This window comes from Acidaminobacter hydrogenoformans DSM 2784 (assembly GCF_900103005.1).
Lineage (GTDB): Bacteria > Bacillota > Clostridia > Peptostreptococcales > Acidaminobacteraceae > Acidaminobacter > Acidaminobacter hydrogenoformans.
The window spans coordinates 1-14,120 of record NZ_FMWL01000018.1; the positions used below are offsets into that span (position 1 = coordinate 1).

Genomic DNA, 14,120 nt, shown 5'->3' on the forward strand with positions numbered 1-14,120 from the left:
CAGGAAATTTGAGAGGCGCTGTCCTTAGTACGAGAGGACCGGGATGGACGCACCGCTGGTGTATCGGTTGTTCCGCCAGGAGCACGGCCGAGTAGCTATGTGCGGCAGGGATAAGCGCTGAAGGCATCTAAGCGCGAAGCCCACCTCAAGATGAGATTTCCCATTCGAAAGAAGTAAGACCCCTGATAGACTAACAGGTTGATAGGTCTGAGGTGTAAGAACGGTAACGCTTTAAGCTGACAGATACTAATAGGTCGAGGGCTTGATCAGGGTAATTCAGAGTTCATTTTCTTCCTTATGCAGTTTTGAAGGTGTGAAAGCACATTATTTGTCATTGCTTTTTCTGAATCATTTTATTGAAAAAGAGACGATATAAAAAGTTGCTCGATTTCGCAAAATGCTTGGAAATACTGATTGACAAGTGCCTCAAACCTTGATACAATTTATCTTGTCGCAACACATCCGGTGAATACAGAGAAAGGGCCACACCTGTTCCCATCTCGAACACAGAAGTTAAGCCTTTCATCGCTGATGGTACTTGGGGGGCAGCCCCCTGGGAGAGTAAGTCGTCGCCGGGTACAATGGATGCTCTGGTTGAAGGTCAAGGCCTTCAACCAGAAGATCCAGGATTTCACTGCTAATACGCTAAAGTGTTACTTCTGGCAACTAACGTTCCAAGGTAGCTCAATGGTGGAGCAACCGGCTGTTAACCGGTAGGTTGTGGGTTCGAGCCCCACCCTTGGAGCCATTTCTAATTGCCGGAGTGGCGGAACTGGCAGACGCACAGGACTTAAAATCCTGCGGTCCTCAAAGACCGTACCGGTTCGATTCCGGTCTCCGGCACCAGTTAGTATTTTGCGAATGCGGGGTTTTAATAGCGTCCAGCGCAGCCGCTGAGCAAAATACGGTTTTTCTCCGAAGGAGAAAAAAACTACCTTTAGTAATTGTATGATTAACAAATTGAGTACATTTTACACCTTTCACCACACTCGTCGCGGAGTGGAGCAGATGGAAGCTCGTCGGGCTCATAACCCGGAGGTCGCAGGTTCGAATCCTGTCTCCGCAACCATTTAATTCTCATATGGCGGTGTAGCTTAGCTGGCTAGAGCGTCCGGTTCATACCCGGAAGGTCGGTGGTTCGAGTCCGCCCACCGCTACCATTTTAATTTTTAAACTCAATATCCGGCCCCTTGGTCAAGCGGTCAAGACACCGCCCTTTCACGGCGGTAACAGGGGTTCGATTCCCCTAGGGGTCACCATTTACGGGAGCTTAGCTCAGCTGGGAGAGCATTTGCCTTACAAGCAAGAGGTCACAGGTTCGATCCCTGTAGCTCCCACCAAGTTAGCATTATAGAAATGCGAGGCACCAATAGCGTCCAGCGCAATCGCATTTCTATAATGCGGTTTTTCTCCGAAGGAGAAAAAAACTACCTTAAGGTATACAAGGATATGCGAGGCAGTAATCGCATTTCATATTCAGCGGTTTTTCTCCAAAGGAGAAAAAACCTTCCTTGTACTTAATCAAGGCATACCAATTGGTTTTCCAGATGATCCATCGACACAGCGCTTCTCATCGCTGGCGTCAAAAAGCCGTACTAAACCACGGCCTGGTAGTTCAGTCGGTTAGAACGCTAGCCTGTCACGCTAGAGGTCGAGGGTTCGAGTCCCTTCCAGGTCGCCATTTAAAACTTAATCATGGGGGGGTTCCCGAGTGGCCAAAGGGGACGGACTGTAAATCCGTTATCTACGATTTCGAAGGTTCGAATCCTTCTCCCCCCACCAAGTTAACTTTTTAGCGCAAGCGGGGCACCAACCGCTGAGCACAAAAAGTGGTTTTTCTCCGAAGGAGAAAAAACTACCTTAGTACCTTTCAATAACGCAATCACCACTGTAACAGCCCGCGGGTGTAGCTCAGTGGTAGAGCCCCGGCTTCCCAAGCCGGTTGCGAGGGTTCGATCCCCTTCACCCGCTCCAACATCCTTACATGTAGTCTTACAACATTGGGGATTAGCCAAGTCGGTAAGGCAACGGACTTTGACTCCGTCATTCGTAGGTTCGAGTCCTACATCCCCAGCCACCTAAATTAAATAACCGAAAACATGCGACCCATTAGCTCAGTCGGTAGAGCACTTGACTTTTAATCAAGGTGTCCCGCGTTCGAGCCGCGGATGGGTCACCAACAACACGGAGGGGTACCGAAGCGGTCATAACGGGGCGGTCTTGAAAACCGTTAGGGTTAATAGCCCACGTGGGTTCGAATCCCACCCCCTCCGCCATCTAAAATGGAGAAGTACTCAAGAGGCTGAAGAGGCTCCCCTGCTAAGGGAGTAGGTCCTGATGAGGGGCGCGAGGGTTCAAATCCCTCCTTCTCCGCCATCTATACAAAGAACGGATTATAAAGCTTAGGGGTGTAGCTCAGTTGGTAGAGCAGCGGTCTCCAAAACCGCGTGCCGTGGGTTCAAGTCCTATCACCCCTGCCATCTCAACTTAATATGTCGGGGTGTAGCGCAGCTTGGTAGCGCATCTGATTTGGGATCAGAGGGTCGCGGGTTCAAATCCTGCCGCCCCGACCATTAATATTTAACTTACATGGGCGTGTAGCTCAGGTGGTTAGAGCGCACGCCTGATAAGCGTGAGGTCGATGGTTCGAGTCCATCCATGCCCACCATGTATTTACAAACTTTTTCAGCAATTACTAATTCGTGTCAAGTTTACCTTGGTACACTTTGCCCAGATAGCTCAGTCGGTAGAGCAGAGGACTGAAAATCCTCGTGTCGCTGGTTCGATTCCGGCTCTGGGCACCACTAAAAAGCCGTTCACGTGAACTTGAATCCGTGAGCGGCTTTTACTTTTGCTTGATCTATTATTTATGAGATTTGAATTATAGAATGCGGTTGTTTCCGGCGCCCATTAAATTTTCCATATGCAACAGAATGTTGGGCACATTTTCGTATAGTGGATGGCCATCCACACTAATAACGCGCTGTCGTGGCTGGCCCTTAAGATACAGGCCCGTGCTTAAATCGAAGCCATCGACATTGTGGTGTTGGACGGGGAGGGTAATTTCAAGCCTTGGTACGGCCCCAGTATGGTTTGTTTTGAAAATATGACCGCGATCATCATACCAGTGAATTTCATCAATGTTTTTATTGGGCTCAAAGATCAGCGTGGCAAAGTCGCCCTGTAATTTCAGGGAGATGAGGTTGACCTCAGAGTCGCGCCATTCGAAATAATGGGGTTTGTAGAGTTCAACGACCCCAGAGTGGTGTTCCAGGAGACGGTACATGAGCTGGATCAGGTTTAACGTGTCTTCTTCGTTGTGAAGGGCAATCTTGTCCGAGTGGACGGGATCGCCAGTTTCAAGATGCTGTTTATAGGCTTCTATGCAGTCGAGGCCGCTAAGTGTGTCTGTTCTATGGATACCCAGTGCCAATTCTATGCTTTTTAGTTTGTAGCTGTCCAGATGGAGGCTTGCTTTTGCCACCTTCATCAAATCAAGATTGCGGGCAATTGTCAGTGGCGTGTCTATGCTATGCTTGGCGTATTTGTGCATCAAGTATGGCACATCAAAGGCGTCGCCGTTAAAGGAAATGAGATATTTGGAAGAGAGGAGTGCATGGGCCGCCATTAGGATGTCAGCTTCTTCTTTGCCGGTCTCGTTGAAGAAATAGTGATAGTGGAGGTCATCTTCAAGCATTTCGATCAGGCTGATCGAAACCAGCTTGGAATAATCCCGGTGGAAACCTGTGGTTTCAATGTCGAAAAAGACCACCCCTGAATCTGCCTCTAAATGCCTGGCTATAAAATGGCTTTCAGGGCTGGGCTGCAAGCGTTTATGGGTTGTGATCATGGCGCTCACTCCTTCATATGGAAAATAAATAGATAGATAAGGTGATTGAATGAATATTTTTATGACGACCCTGAGGGATGGGACTTACAAGGGTTTTAAGACAACATGGACGCTTGCGAAGGTCATTGTTCCCATTTATATTATCATTACTATTCTTAAGTATACCCCAGTGATCGGCTGGATTGCCATTTTGTTTGAGCCGCTGATGCAACTTTTTGGACTACCGGGTGAAGCGGCCATTGCTTTAGTCATGGGAAACCTTCTGAATTTGTACGCCGGGATTGGGGTCATGGTGACGCTGCCGCTGTCCGTGAAGCAGCTGACGATCATGGCAGTTATGCTGTCCTTCTCCCATTCGCTGCTGGTTGAGACGGCGGTGTCGAAGCGCGTTGGCGTCAGCGTACCTATGATCCTGACGGTTCGGCTCGGTCTTATGATTTTGTCAGGTGTTCTGATGAACCTGATGTATTAGAAGTGGAGGTAAAAGCACATGACATTTAACTTAATCGAGGTTCTAAAGGAGTCTGTGTTTGGATCCTTGAGTTCCGTTTGGAATATCGCTATTATTGTCTTTCCTTTGATGATTGCTATGGAGTTCGCGAAGAAATATAAGCTGATGGATTATATTTCCGCAGGGCTGCGGCCTCTGACGAGATTTCTTGGTGTGGAGCGCTCAGCAGCCTTTCCGCTGGCGGTGGGGCTGATTTTTGGACTTGCTTATGGGTCGGGTGTCATCATTCAAAGTGCCCAGGAGGGTGAAATTGATAAGGTGAGTTTAACCTTGGTCTCCATTTTTCTGGCGTGCTGCCATGCGGTGGTGGAGGATACGCTGCTATTCGTTGCCATAGGGGCGAATGGCTGGCTGCTCCTTGGTCTGAGGACGCTGGCGGCCTTTGCTGTGACCATGCTGGTGTCGAGGAGTGTCAGACTGGCGTATGCGCCGCAGCGGTGAAGTATACGATAGAGGTGTGGATGGGGGACCATCGGCAAAAAATAGGTTTTAGGGTGATTGCAGATCCAAATGGGTCTGCTTTTTTTGTGTTCCAAAGGATAGCAGCGTATACATTAAGGGGCTGTCGGGATAGAATAGAATAAGATGAGGTAAAAAAAGGAGTGACTATTGATGTACATGAAAAAATATCCATGTGTCTATATGCGGGGCGGTACGAGTAAAGCGGTGTTCTTTCATGAGAAGGATTTGCCGGAGGACCGGTCGACCTGGGATGAGATTTTTCTGAAGGTGATGGGGACGCCGGATGTGAAGCAGATTGATGGCATGGGCGGCACGGTGTCGTCGACGAGCAAGGTGGCGATAATAGCGCCATCGGCCAGAGAAGACGCGGATGTGGACTATACGTTTAAGCAGGTGGACATTGTTATTCCGCGGGTGGACGACAAGGCGAACTGTGGCAACATCTCCTCGGCGGTGGGGCCGTTCGCCATTGACGAGGGCCTGGTGCAGGCGGTGGCGCCCATCACGGTGGTGAGGGTGTTCAACACAAACACGCAGCGGATCATAGAGGAGCACGTCAGGGTTGAGAACGGGCACGCTATGGTCCACGGGGATGAAGAGATTCGCGGGGTTCCGGGGACGGGATCCAGAATTGACATGTATTTTGAGGATCCGGCAGGGGCGACGACAGGGAAGCTGCTGCCAACGGGGCAGGCCAAAGAGGTTTTTGAGGTGCCTGGATACGGAGAAATTGAGGTCTCCGTAGTGGACTGCTCGAATACCATGGTGTTTATCAGGGCAAAGGACCTGGGCATCACAGGTCGGGAGCTGACGGAGCTGAACGCTCAGAAAGAGGTCATGGAGCACGTCGAGCGGATCCGGTGTCTCGCGGCGCAGAAATGCGGGTTTGTGGCGCACTGGGAGGAGGCCAGGACGAAGTCGACGTCACTGCCTAAGGTTTCCATTATTTCTGAGCCTCAGGATTATGTGGATATGGACAAAAACGAGATTGCCAGTGGGCAGATGGATCTTTGCGTGAGGGCAATTTCCGTGGGGGCGCTGCACAAGGCGTATCCTATGACGGTGACTATTGGCACGGGGGCGGCGGCGCTGATTCCGGGGACGATCGTTCATGAGATGGCGGCGCTGAAAGCGGGGCAGCAAACCATGAGGCTGGGGCACGCGAGTGGTGTCACTGAGGTGGAGATGGTCATGGACGGCGAGCGGATTGTCAAAGGCGGCGTGACCCGGACGGCCCGGCGGATTATGGACGGGTTTGTGTACGTCAGGGAGTGATGGCGCTGGGTGAGGCTGGTGCTGAGAAATAGAGTGATGAAGTGAAATTTTGGGAGTAAAAAAGGAAAAGTAAAAGGGAAAGGGAAAGGGAAAGGGAAAGGAACCAGGCACATTTTCCTCGCGATGGGAAATTTGAGCCTGGTTCCTTTTCTTTTTTTGTTATTTTGAGTAAAGATCCTTCTCAAAGAACTGTTTGATGCTGGCGTGGTCGTGGTAGACGGTGAGGGCGAGCATGAGCTTGATGCGGGCCTTCTGGCCGTTGAGGTTGCCGCCAAAGATGACGCCGGCGTTGCGAAGCATTTTGCCGCCGCCTTCGTAGCCATAGGAGTCGTAGACCCTGCCCATAGGACAGCGGGAGACCATGACGACGCGGATGTCTTTTTCAATGGCCCTTTGGATGCCGGGGACCATTTCTGGCGGGATGTTGCCGCGGCCCATGCCTTCAACAACAATACCTTTCGCGCCTTTTTCGATGCAGTAGTCAATGAAGTCCGAGTCCATGCCCACGGCGGTTTTGATCAGGTAGACGTCTTTGACGTAGAAGTCGGTGTCAATGTGGGGATGGCGGATGATATCGCGGTAGAAGATGGCTTCGTCGTTGTCTATGATGCCCAGGGGACCAAACTCCATGGATTTGAAGGTGTCAAGGCTCATAGTGTGGGTTTTGGTGACTTCCTGGGCGGAGTTGATTTCGTTGTTCATGACGAGGAGGACGCCTTTGCCTCTGGCCTGGTCGGAGATGGCGGTACAGATGGCGGCGGAGAGGTTGCTGGGGCCGTCATAGCCGAGTTCGGAGCCGTTGCGCATGGCGGCGACCATAACAATCGGCTTATGGTCCGGGAGGCTCAGGTCGAGGAAGAAGGCGGTTTCTTCTATGGAATCCGTGCCGTGGGTGATGACGACGCCGTCAATGTCATCTCTTGTGATCAGACCTTTGACGAGCTGATTGAGCGCCATGATTCGGTCCGGGTTCATGTGAGGGCCGGGGTATTTGCCAAAGGTGATGGTTTCCACCTCCGCGAATTTGTCTATGTTGGTGACCATGGACAGGATTTCCTGGCTGGACATGGCTGGTATAGCGGCTTTGAGCCGTTCGTCAACTTTCATGGAGATGGTGCCGCCGGTGAAGATTACTGCGACTTTTTTCAAGGAAATGCCCCCCTAAAGCGATTATAAGGATTTTTTGGTCTCTATGGATAGTATAACAAATCCTGATGGGATGGTCATTAAAAAGCGGTGGGGAAGCGGACGGTTTGGTGGGGGACAGGGACTTGTGGTGGGGGACAGGGACTTGTGGCGGGGGACTGGGCCCAGCCACGAGAATCATTGGGGACTGTCCCTTATGTGCTTCTTTGACTCTGTACCTGTCCTCCGCCTTAAGGTATAATAAAAAGGTTAGGGAAGGTGATTTACATGAAAAATATTATTGTAAAAGAGATTTATCTTGATCATAGTGCCACGACGCCGGTTTGCCCGGAGGCGATCCAGGCCATGAATGAGGTGATGGCGGGGTGTTATGGGAATCCGTCCTCTCTCCACAGGAAGGGGCTTGAGGCGGAGAAGCTTATTAAAGCTGCGTCACAAACGTTCTTAAACGCCCTTAGGGCGCCTACGGACCGGGGGGAGATTCTCTTCACCTCCGGAGGTACAGAGTCGAACAATCTGGCTATCTCGGGGGTCGCGGCGCTGCTAAAGGAAAACCGCCGGCACATCATCACTACAGAAGCGGAGCACAGCTCAGTGCTGGACACGGTCAAGCAGTGGGGCATGAAGAGCGGCTACAGCGTGACGCTGCTCAGACCGGACAAAAGCGGCCACATCACCCCGGAGCAGGTGCTGGAAGCCGTGAGGTCTGACACGGGGTTGATCAGCCTGATGCACGTCAATAACGAAACCGGCGCTGTCTTTAACCTCGGCGCTAACCTCAAGGGGCAGATGAAAGCCATCACCTCAGAGCCGCCCATCTTCCACGTGGACGCGGTACAGTCCTTTGGCAAGCTGCCCATTGACGTCCGCGGCATGGGCATTGACCTCCTCACCGCCAGCGCCCACAAGATCCATGGACCAAAGGGGACGGGCTTTCTCTACCGGGACAAGTCGGTCCGGCTGAAGCCTCTGGTCTTTGGCGGCGGTCAGCAGGGCGGCATCCGCCCGGGAACCGAAAATGTCCCTGGAATTCTGGGGATGGAAGCCGCGTTAAAGGCTCTGCCGGCAGATGCTGCAACACGTCTTCGCGTATTGAGGGACCGCCTCTGGGCTGGCCTGGCGACCATCGGCCATATCGCTTTGAATAGTCCTGAGGACGGGGCACCCCACGTAATCAACGTCTCCTTCGAAGGTTTGAAATCCGAGGTGCTTCTGCATACCCTCGAAAAAGAGGGCGTTTACGTCTCCAGTGGCTCGGCCTGCCATTCAAAGGACCGGAAGGCTTCCCACGTCCTCGTGGCCATGGGACTGACGGTTGCCCGCATTGACAGCGCCCTGAGGCTCAGCCTCAGCGTCCACACCACCGAAGCAGAAATCGACGAGGCTATTGAAATTATCCGAAGGGCTGACACGTCTTTAGGCAAAATCATGAGGAGAAGATAACTATGAGTGAACGAGGCTTTATACTGGTCAAAATTGGTGAAATCACTTTAAAAGGCAACAACAGAAGATATTTTGAGAACCGTTTGATGGACAACCTGAAAGAAGCGGTCCGGGGCCTGCATCACGTCAAGGTCGCCAAGGAATTTGGCCGCATGTATATGAATTACGATTTGTCTGAAGAGGCGGAAGTGCTGGAAAAGGCACAGCGCGTGTTTGGCCTGGTGGCCCTCTGTCCTGGTGTCGAGGTCGACCCGGACTTCGACAGAATTTCCGCAGCTGCGGTAGCTCAGGTCAAAGCCCTGAAGGCGGAGACGGGGATGACCCGGTTCAAGGTCGAAGCCCGGCGCAGCGACAAGCGCTTTCCCATGACCTCCCCTGAAATCTGCAGGGACCTTGGCGGGGTTTTGCTCAGCAGCATAGAAGGGCTGCAGGTAGACGTGCACGCGCCTCAATTTCTCGTCAACGTAGAAATAAGGGACCGCGCCTATATTTATTCCAGGGAGATCCGGTGCCACGGCGGCATGCCTTATGGCACGGCTGGCAAAGCGGCGCTGCTGCTTTCAGGGGGCATTGACAGCCCGGTTGCGGGCTGGATGATGGCGCGGCGGGGCGTCACACTGTCCGCGGTCCACTTCCACTCTTATCCGTTTACCAGCGAGCGGGCCCAGGAAAAAGTTTACGACCTCGCCCGGCAGCTGGCGGTCTTCACTGGCAGTATTGAAGTGACCTCCATTAATCTTCTGGAGATCCAGCAGGCCATCATGGAGAACTGCCCTGAGGAGGAGATGACGATCCTGTCCCGTCGCTTTATGATGGCCCTGGCGGAGCAGGTGGCGAAGGAGAATGGCAGCCAGGCCCTGGTTACAGGTGAGAATATTGGTCAGGTCGCGTCCCAGACCATTGAAGGCCTCACCGTCACCAATGCAAGGGTGTCCCTGCCTGTCTTCCGGCCGCTGATTGCCTATGACAAAAATGACATTGTGGAAGTCGCCAAGCGCATAGGCACCTATGAGACCTCCATTTTGCCTTTTGAGGACTGCTGTACGGTCTTCCTGCCTTCCAAGGTGGTGACCAAGCCAAGGCTTGCTCAGATTGAGGCCTCGGAAGCAAACCTTGACGTCGAGGGCCTGATTCAGAGGGCCCTTGAGGGCAAAGAAGTGCTGCGCTTCGAGCGGTAGGGCCAACTTTTGTATAAAAGCAGCGAAACAATCGTAGAATGCGTGCTGAAAGGAGTCGGTTGAATTGAAGTTTATGGTAGAAGATGCAGTGTTCGACAAGCTGCCGGATTATATAGTAGGTGTTGTGGTCGCCCGTGGCATTGATGTCCTGCGCCACACGCATATGCCCCAGGACGTCCTGCGCTCCGGGGAGTCGGTATTCCGGGACAGGCACTGCCTGTGCGACTATAAGGAATCCGCGGACCTCGTGCCTTACAGGGACGCGTTTGAGCGCGTAGGCATCAACCCGAACCGGTTTCCGAGCTCGATTGAGGCCATGGGCAAGCGGGTCATGAACGGTGGAGCGCTACCTTTTATCCACCCGGTGATCGACCTGGTCAACGGCATTTCCCTAAATTTTTCCGTGCCTATGGGGGCCCATGACCTGGACCAGCTGGGGGGCGACTTTGAGGTGCGCTTTTCGAGGGAGGGTGAGACTTTTGTAGCCCTGGGCTCGGACCAGGAAGAGTCGCTGCCTGCGGGGGAGCTGATTTATGGCGACGCCAGCCGGGTCAGGACCCGCCGCTGGATCTGGCGACAGTCCGAATGGGGCAAGGTGACGCCGGATTCCAGGAACGTCCTGTTTCCGGTGGACGGCTTCAGCGGTCAGAATCTGGAGCAGGTCCTCGCTGCCCGGGATCAGCTGGCCTCGGCGCTGGCAGGGGAATTTGGGGCCCTGGTGAGTGTCCATTTGATTGACAGGGAACATACGTCGATAAATGTTTGATGTTTAAATGAGAAATTTGGTTGGGGACTGTCCCCGACCAAATGCTTCAAAAAGATATGCCGATGGTTGTGGGTGGAAGCCCGTAACCATCGGCATTCTATTTTTTGAAAAGGGGAAGCTGTTTAGTTGGCCACCGGCGCATCTGCTTCTTCTATCAACGCGTCTGGATCAAGTTCAGGAACCGCAGTGCCGTCTCCTGATTCCGGCGGCGTCCTGAAGCTCGGTTTCGTGCCCAGAAGGGTTTCAATATCCGGCGGATACTGGAAGCTGCGCGGCTCGCGGATCGTGCCGTCCGGCAGTTGAATGGAGAGGTCGGCGTTGATGATGGAATCCACTGGTGTCGTGAAGCTGGAGCCGTCCAGGAACTTGAGCTCGAACGGCAGAATGACGTAGTAGCGGCCGTCACCCATTGGGGTGATGTGTGCCGGAGCCGGCGGGATGTAAGTGGACTCGTTGTGGAGGTCACAGCTCACGGCTGGCAGCTCGTAGGCTGCGTCCCGTACCATGGCGAGATCTTCTGGGGACAGCGGGATTGGCCGCTTGACGAAGACCCTTGTCTCGATAGTTTCCTCAGGGCAGTATTCATTGGCCAGGAGATTGCTTTCTATGCAGACCAGGCCCTGCACGTGGACGTCGTCCATCATGGTTGGCTCTGTACCTGGGATGAACATTTCCGTCTTGACGGTGCCTCGTGGGTCAAGAGCAGAAAACTCAGAGGGGAGTTTCCCCGACTTGGTGTCCACGGACAGGGAGACCAGGCCGTTCACAGGCGTGAAATTTTTGTTTTGGTAGCCCTCATGGACGGTTGTCATGACTTGGTTCCAAAACTGGGCCGCGACCTTGGAGCCCTGATCCAGCGGCATATTGACGTCGTTGCCGAACCAGACGCTGGCGGTGTAGTAAGGGGTAAAGCCCACAAACCAGGCGTCGATCTGATTCGAGGTGGTACCGGTTTTGCCGGCCACTGGAATGCCTGTGTTGCCGTTTCGGATCGCGGCCACTTTGGCGAGACCATCTGTAACCGTGGTGCGCAACATGTCCTGCAGGATATAGGCCGCTTTTTCATCCGCGACCCGGGTGAGGTACGGCGCGTTTTCAAGGATGACGTTGCCGCGGTTGTCTATGACTTTTGTGAAGGTGGTGGTCTTGTTGAGGACGCCGCCATTGGCAATGGCGCCGTAGGCCTGGGCCATCTCAAGGGGCGAAATGCCTCTGGACATGCCGCCCAGTGACATGGCGGCGAGGTTCATATCGTTGTAGGCGCCGGTTTCGACCACGCTGGTGACGCCAAGCTTTTTCAAATAGTCCACGGAAGTTTGGAGGCCCACGGCCTGAGCGACCTTGGCGGCGTTGACGTTGATGGACCACTCAATGGATTCGCGGATGGTCTGAAGTCCCCAGTATTTGGTGGAGCCTTCGTACCAGTTCAGCGGCCAGCGGTCTGTGCCACCTTTAAGGTAAACAGGCGCGTCGTCTATGACGCTGGCTGCGGTGAATTTTTTAGTGTCAATGGCTGGAAGATAAACGGCCAGGGGCTTGATGGAGGAGCCCGGCTGACGCGGGTTCACTGCGCGGTTGTAGATCTTTTGCCCCGTGATGTTTCGCCCGCCCACGACGGCCTTCAGGTGCCCTGTGTAGTAATCAATGATGACTGTAGACGACTGGGGCTGGACGATGGCCTGTTCGCTGAAGCCAAAGTGCTCCTTGGCGACCAGCAGCTCGTTGTTTGGACCCTGGGTGAAGAAGCTTGGATTTTCATTCAGGAAGGATTTGCTGATGACCAGGTTACCTTGCTCATCCAGGGTCTTTACGGTGTGGGGAACGGCCACTTCACGGCCGGCGTAAGTTTTGAAGTTGGAGATGTTCTTGACACCGCTTGGACTGGTTTCCAGCTCGCTGGCTTTAAAGACGTTTTCGATGACCATCTGAACCGAGACGACTTTGCCGTCCTGGCGGTTGGCGTAGAGGTTGAAGCGGCGGTCCTTGAAGATGACCAGGTTGCCCCATTCGTCGTATTTATAGTCTCCGTCCGGAATGACCAGCTGACCTGCCTCGTTGACCAGGTTCTCATATTTGTAGAGAAGAATACGGTTGTCCGGTGTGATGACGTTGCCGTTCGGGTTGAAGCGGACGGCGACTTTAGGCATGCTGTCATAAAGCTTGTCATAGGTATTTTCCAGCTTTTTCTGGAGGTCAATGTCTATGGTGGTGTAGATTTTCAGGCCCTTGGTGAAGAGCATGCTGTTGGCCTCTTCCTTGGTGTAGCTGTACTGGGCCATGAGGGCCTCCAGGACTTCATCACGGACCATGTCCGCGAAGTAGGAGGTGATGTCGTCATTGCTCAGCTTGCTGGGCACGATGCGGTCGTAGAGATCAATATCCTTGCTGCGGTCGTATTCTTCCTGGGTGATGAAGCCATTTTCGAGCATCAGTTTAAGGACGACGTTGTAGCGCTTTTGCGCCGTGTCATTGTAGACCAGGGTGTACTGGCTGTCCGAGTCGTCAATGATCCGGCTGCCCTCACCAATGTCTGCCTTTTCCAGGCGAAGCATAGGCGTATAGTTGGCCGGGCTCGACGGGATGCCTGCCAAAATCGCTGACTCGACAAGGTCAAGCTGGCTGGCGTCCTTGCTGAAATAAGACTGGGCCGCGGCCTGCACGCCGTTGGCGCCGGCACCGAGCCAGATGGTGTTCAGGTAGGCTTCAATAATTTGCTTTTTATTGAGGAGCTTTTCCAGCTCGAGGGTGTAGTAAGCTTCTTTGATTTTACGGTCCATGGTCCGCTTGGATTTGCTTTCCACCAAATAGAGGTTTCTTGCCAGCTGCTGGGTGATGGTGCTGGTGCCCTGGATGCGCACCCCTTTGGTGACGCTGTTGACCACGGAGCCGACCAGCCGCACGTAGTTGAAGCCGCCATGCTCAAAGAACGTCTTGTCCTCCACGGCGACAAAGGCGTTGATCAGGCTTGGACTCATGTCCTCGTAACGGATGATGGTCCTGAGTCCGTCGCTTTGCAGGGTTTCAAGCAGCTCGCCGTTTGAGTCCAGGATGATGGAGTTCTCCCCTAAGAGCTCGTTGATCTTTGAAGGGTCAATGGGCGGCAGGTCTGAGACCACGTTTTTCACGTAGGCGTAGACGACGCCGGCGCCGAACAGTCCCAGAATAACGAACAACAGGATGAGGTTCAGGAACGCCTTCCTGATCTTCTGCCCTACAGTTTTCTTCTTTTTCTTTTTGTTGCCAGACGACCGTCTGGCCTTCCCATTATCCGATGCGCCCGAGCCATTTCTGCCTTCCGTCCTGTGTGGATTGGCTGGACGTGCTGATCCGGCGGGTCTTGTAGGTTTTTTGTCCATGAGAATCCTCCTTATAATTTCAGCGCTATTATACCATATAATGGTCTGGGCCTGCATTAAGTCACTGAAATTTAATGGAATGGAGGGGTGGTGTGGGACAGGGGTGTGTGGTGCGGGACAGGGATGTGTTGTG

9 protein-coding genes, 17 tRNA genes and 2 rRNA genes are annotated in these 14,120 nt (G+C 53.2%); 25 read left to right on the forward strand and 3 right to left on the reverse strand.

The features are described 5' to 3' along the window. From BLP63_RS13290 to BLP63_RS13380, 19 genes are all read left to right on the forward strand, one after another. Positions 1 to 270, forward strand: a 23S ribosomal RNA gene (locus BLP63_RS13290); the annotation flags it as partial. A gap of 191 nt (positions 271 to 461) precedes the next feature. Then, positions 462 to 578 (forward strand): 5S ribosomal RNA (gene rrf, locus BLP63_RS13295). Positions 579 to 673: 95 nt separating this feature from the next. Further along, positions 674 to 748 (forward strand) — tRNA-Asn (locus BLP63_RS13300). 9 nt (positions 749 to 757) lie between these two features. Beyond that, a tRNA-Leu gene (locus BLP63_RS13305) sits at positions 758 to 846 on the forward strand. A gap of 147 nt (positions 847 to 993) precedes the next feature. After that, positions 994 to 1,069: transfer RNA gene (locus BLP63_RS13310), tRNA-Met, on the forward strand. A 14-nt stretch (positions 1,070 to 1,083) separates the two neighbouring features. After that, positions 1,084 to 1,160, forward strand: a tRNA-Met gene (locus tag BLP63_RS13315). A 24-nt stretch (positions 1,161 to 1,184) separates the two neighbouring features. Then, positions 1,185 to 1,259, forward strand: a tRNA-Glu gene (locus BLP63_RS13320). A gap of 5 nt (positions 1,260 to 1,264) precedes the next feature. Beyond that, positions 1,265 to 1,340, forward strand: a tRNA-Val gene (locus BLP63_RS13325). Positions 1,341 to 1,604: 264 nt separating this feature from the next. Further along, positions 1,605 to 1,681: transfer RNA gene (locus BLP63_RS13330), tRNA-Asp, on the forward strand. A gap of 16 nt (positions 1,682 to 1,697) precedes the next feature. After that, a tRNA-Tyr gene (locus tag BLP63_RS13335) sits at positions 1,698 to 1,782 on the forward strand. Between the two features lie 118 nt (positions 1,783 to 1,900). Then, positions 1,901 to 1,974 (forward strand) — tRNA-Gly (locus BLP63_RS13340). Positions 1,975 to 2,001: 27 nt separating this feature from the next. Continuing rightward, positions 2,002 to 2,077: transfer RNA gene (locus tag BLP63_RS13345), tRNA-Gln, on the forward strand. 26 nt (positions 2,078 to 2,103) lie between these two features. Continuing rightward, positions 2,104 to 2,179: transfer RNA gene (locus BLP63_RS13350), tRNA-Lys, on the forward strand. A gap of 7 nt (positions 2,180 to 2,186) precedes the next feature. Further along, positions 2,187 to 2,276 (forward strand) — tRNA-Ser (locus BLP63_RS13355). Between the two features lie 8 nt (positions 2,277 to 2,284). Next, positions 2,285 to 2,376 (forward strand) — tRNA-Ser (locus BLP63_RS13360). A gap of 28 nt (positions 2,377 to 2,404) precedes the next feature. Continuing rightward, a tRNA-Trp gene (locus BLP63_RS13365) sits at positions 2,405 to 2,480 on the forward strand. Between the two features lie 16 nt (positions 2,481 to 2,496). Further along, positions 2,497 to 2,573: transfer RNA gene (locus BLP63_RS13370), tRNA-Pro, on the forward strand. Positions 2,574 to 2,591: 18 nt separating this feature from the next. Continuing rightward, positions 2,592 to 2,668: transfer RNA gene (locus BLP63_RS13375), tRNA-Ile, on the forward strand. Between the two features lie 60 nt (positions 2,669 to 2,728). Next, positions 2,729 to 2,804, forward strand: a tRNA-Phe gene (locus BLP63_RS13380). A 77-nt stretch (positions 2,805 to 2,881) separates the two neighbouring features. Here the strand turns inward: BLP63_RS13380 and BLP63_RS13385 are convergent. Next, positions 2,882 to 3,850, reverse strand: coding sequence for a ribonuclease H-like domain-containing protein (locus BLP63_RS13385; RefSeq protein ID WP_092592408.1), 969 nt, complete (start codon positions 3,848 to 3,850; stop codon positions 2,882 to 2,884). A 49-nt stretch (positions 3,851 to 3,899) separates the two neighbouring features. Between BLP63_RS13385 and BLP63_RS13390 the strand changes: the two genes are divergently transcribed. From BLP63_RS13390 to BLP63_RS13400, 3 genes are all read left to right on the forward strand, one after another. After that, positions 3,900 to 4,322, forward strand: coding sequence for a nucleoside recognition domain-containing protein (locus tag BLP63_RS13390; RefSeq protein WP_242870917.1), 423 nt, complete (start codon positions 3,900 to 3,902; stop codon positions 4,320 to 4,322). Positions 4,323 to 4,340: 18 nt separating this feature from the next. Continuing rightward, positions 4,341 to 4,802 (forward strand): nucleoside recognition domain-containing protein, encoded by a 462-nt coding sequence (locus BLP63_RS13395; protein ID WP_092592410.1) that lies wholly within the window; start codon positions 4,341 to 4,343, stop codon positions 4,800 to 4,802. Positions 4,803 to 4,973: 171 nt separating this feature from the next. Beyond that, on the forward strand, positions 4,974 to 6,098 hold the full coding sequence (locus tag BLP63_RS13400; RefSeq protein ID WP_092592412.1) for a 2-methylaconitate cis-trans isomerase PrpF family protein: 1,125 nt from the start codon (positions 4,974 to 4,976) through the stop codon (positions 6,096 to 6,098). Positions 6,099 to 6,257: 159 nt separating this feature from the next. Here BLP63_RS13400 and BLP63_RS13405 read toward each other — a convergent pair whose 3' ends face one another. After that, entirely contained in the window at positions 6,258 to 7,247 is a 990-nt protein-coding gene (locus BLP63_RS13405; RefSeq protein ID WP_092592414.1) for an asparaginase, read from the reverse strand. A gap of 264 nt (positions 7,248 to 7,511) precedes the next feature. Here BLP63_RS13405 and BLP63_RS13410 point away from each other — a divergent pair, with 264 nt between their 5' ends. The 3 genes from BLP63_RS13410 (at position 7,512) to BLP63_RS13420 (ending at position 10,631) form a co-directional block, all read left to right on the forward strand. Then, positions 7,512 to 8,687, forward strand: coding sequence for a cysteine desulfurase family protein (locus BLP63_RS13410; protein ID WP_207646476.1), 1,176 nt, complete (start codon positions 7,512 to 7,514; stop codon positions 8,685 to 8,687). A gap of 2 nt (positions 8,688 to 8,689) precedes the next feature. Then, positions 8,690 to 9,865, forward strand: a complete 1,176-nt coding sequence (gene thiI / locus BLP63_RS13415) for a tRNA uracil 4-sulfurtransferase ThiI (RefSeq protein WP_092592416.1) — start codon at positions 8,690 to 8,692, stop codon at positions 9,863 to 9,865. Between the two features lie 73 nt (positions 9,866 to 9,938). Next, complete coding sequence (locus BLP63_RS13420) at positions 9,939 to 10,631, forward strand: B3/B4 domain-containing protein (RefSeq protein ID WP_242870920.1); 693 nt, start codon at positions 9,939 to 9,941, stop codon at positions 10,629 to 10,631. Positions 10,632 to 10,753: 122 nt separating this feature from the next. On the opposite strand, the gene BLP63_RS13425 is transcribed toward BLP63_RS13420, so the two are convergent. Continuing rightward, entirely contained in the window at positions 10,754 to 13,987 is a 3,234-nt protein-coding gene (locus tag BLP63_RS13425; protein WP_170829458.1) for a transglycosylase domain-containing protein, read from the reverse strand. Positions 13,988 to 14,120 lie beyond the last annotated feature (133 nt).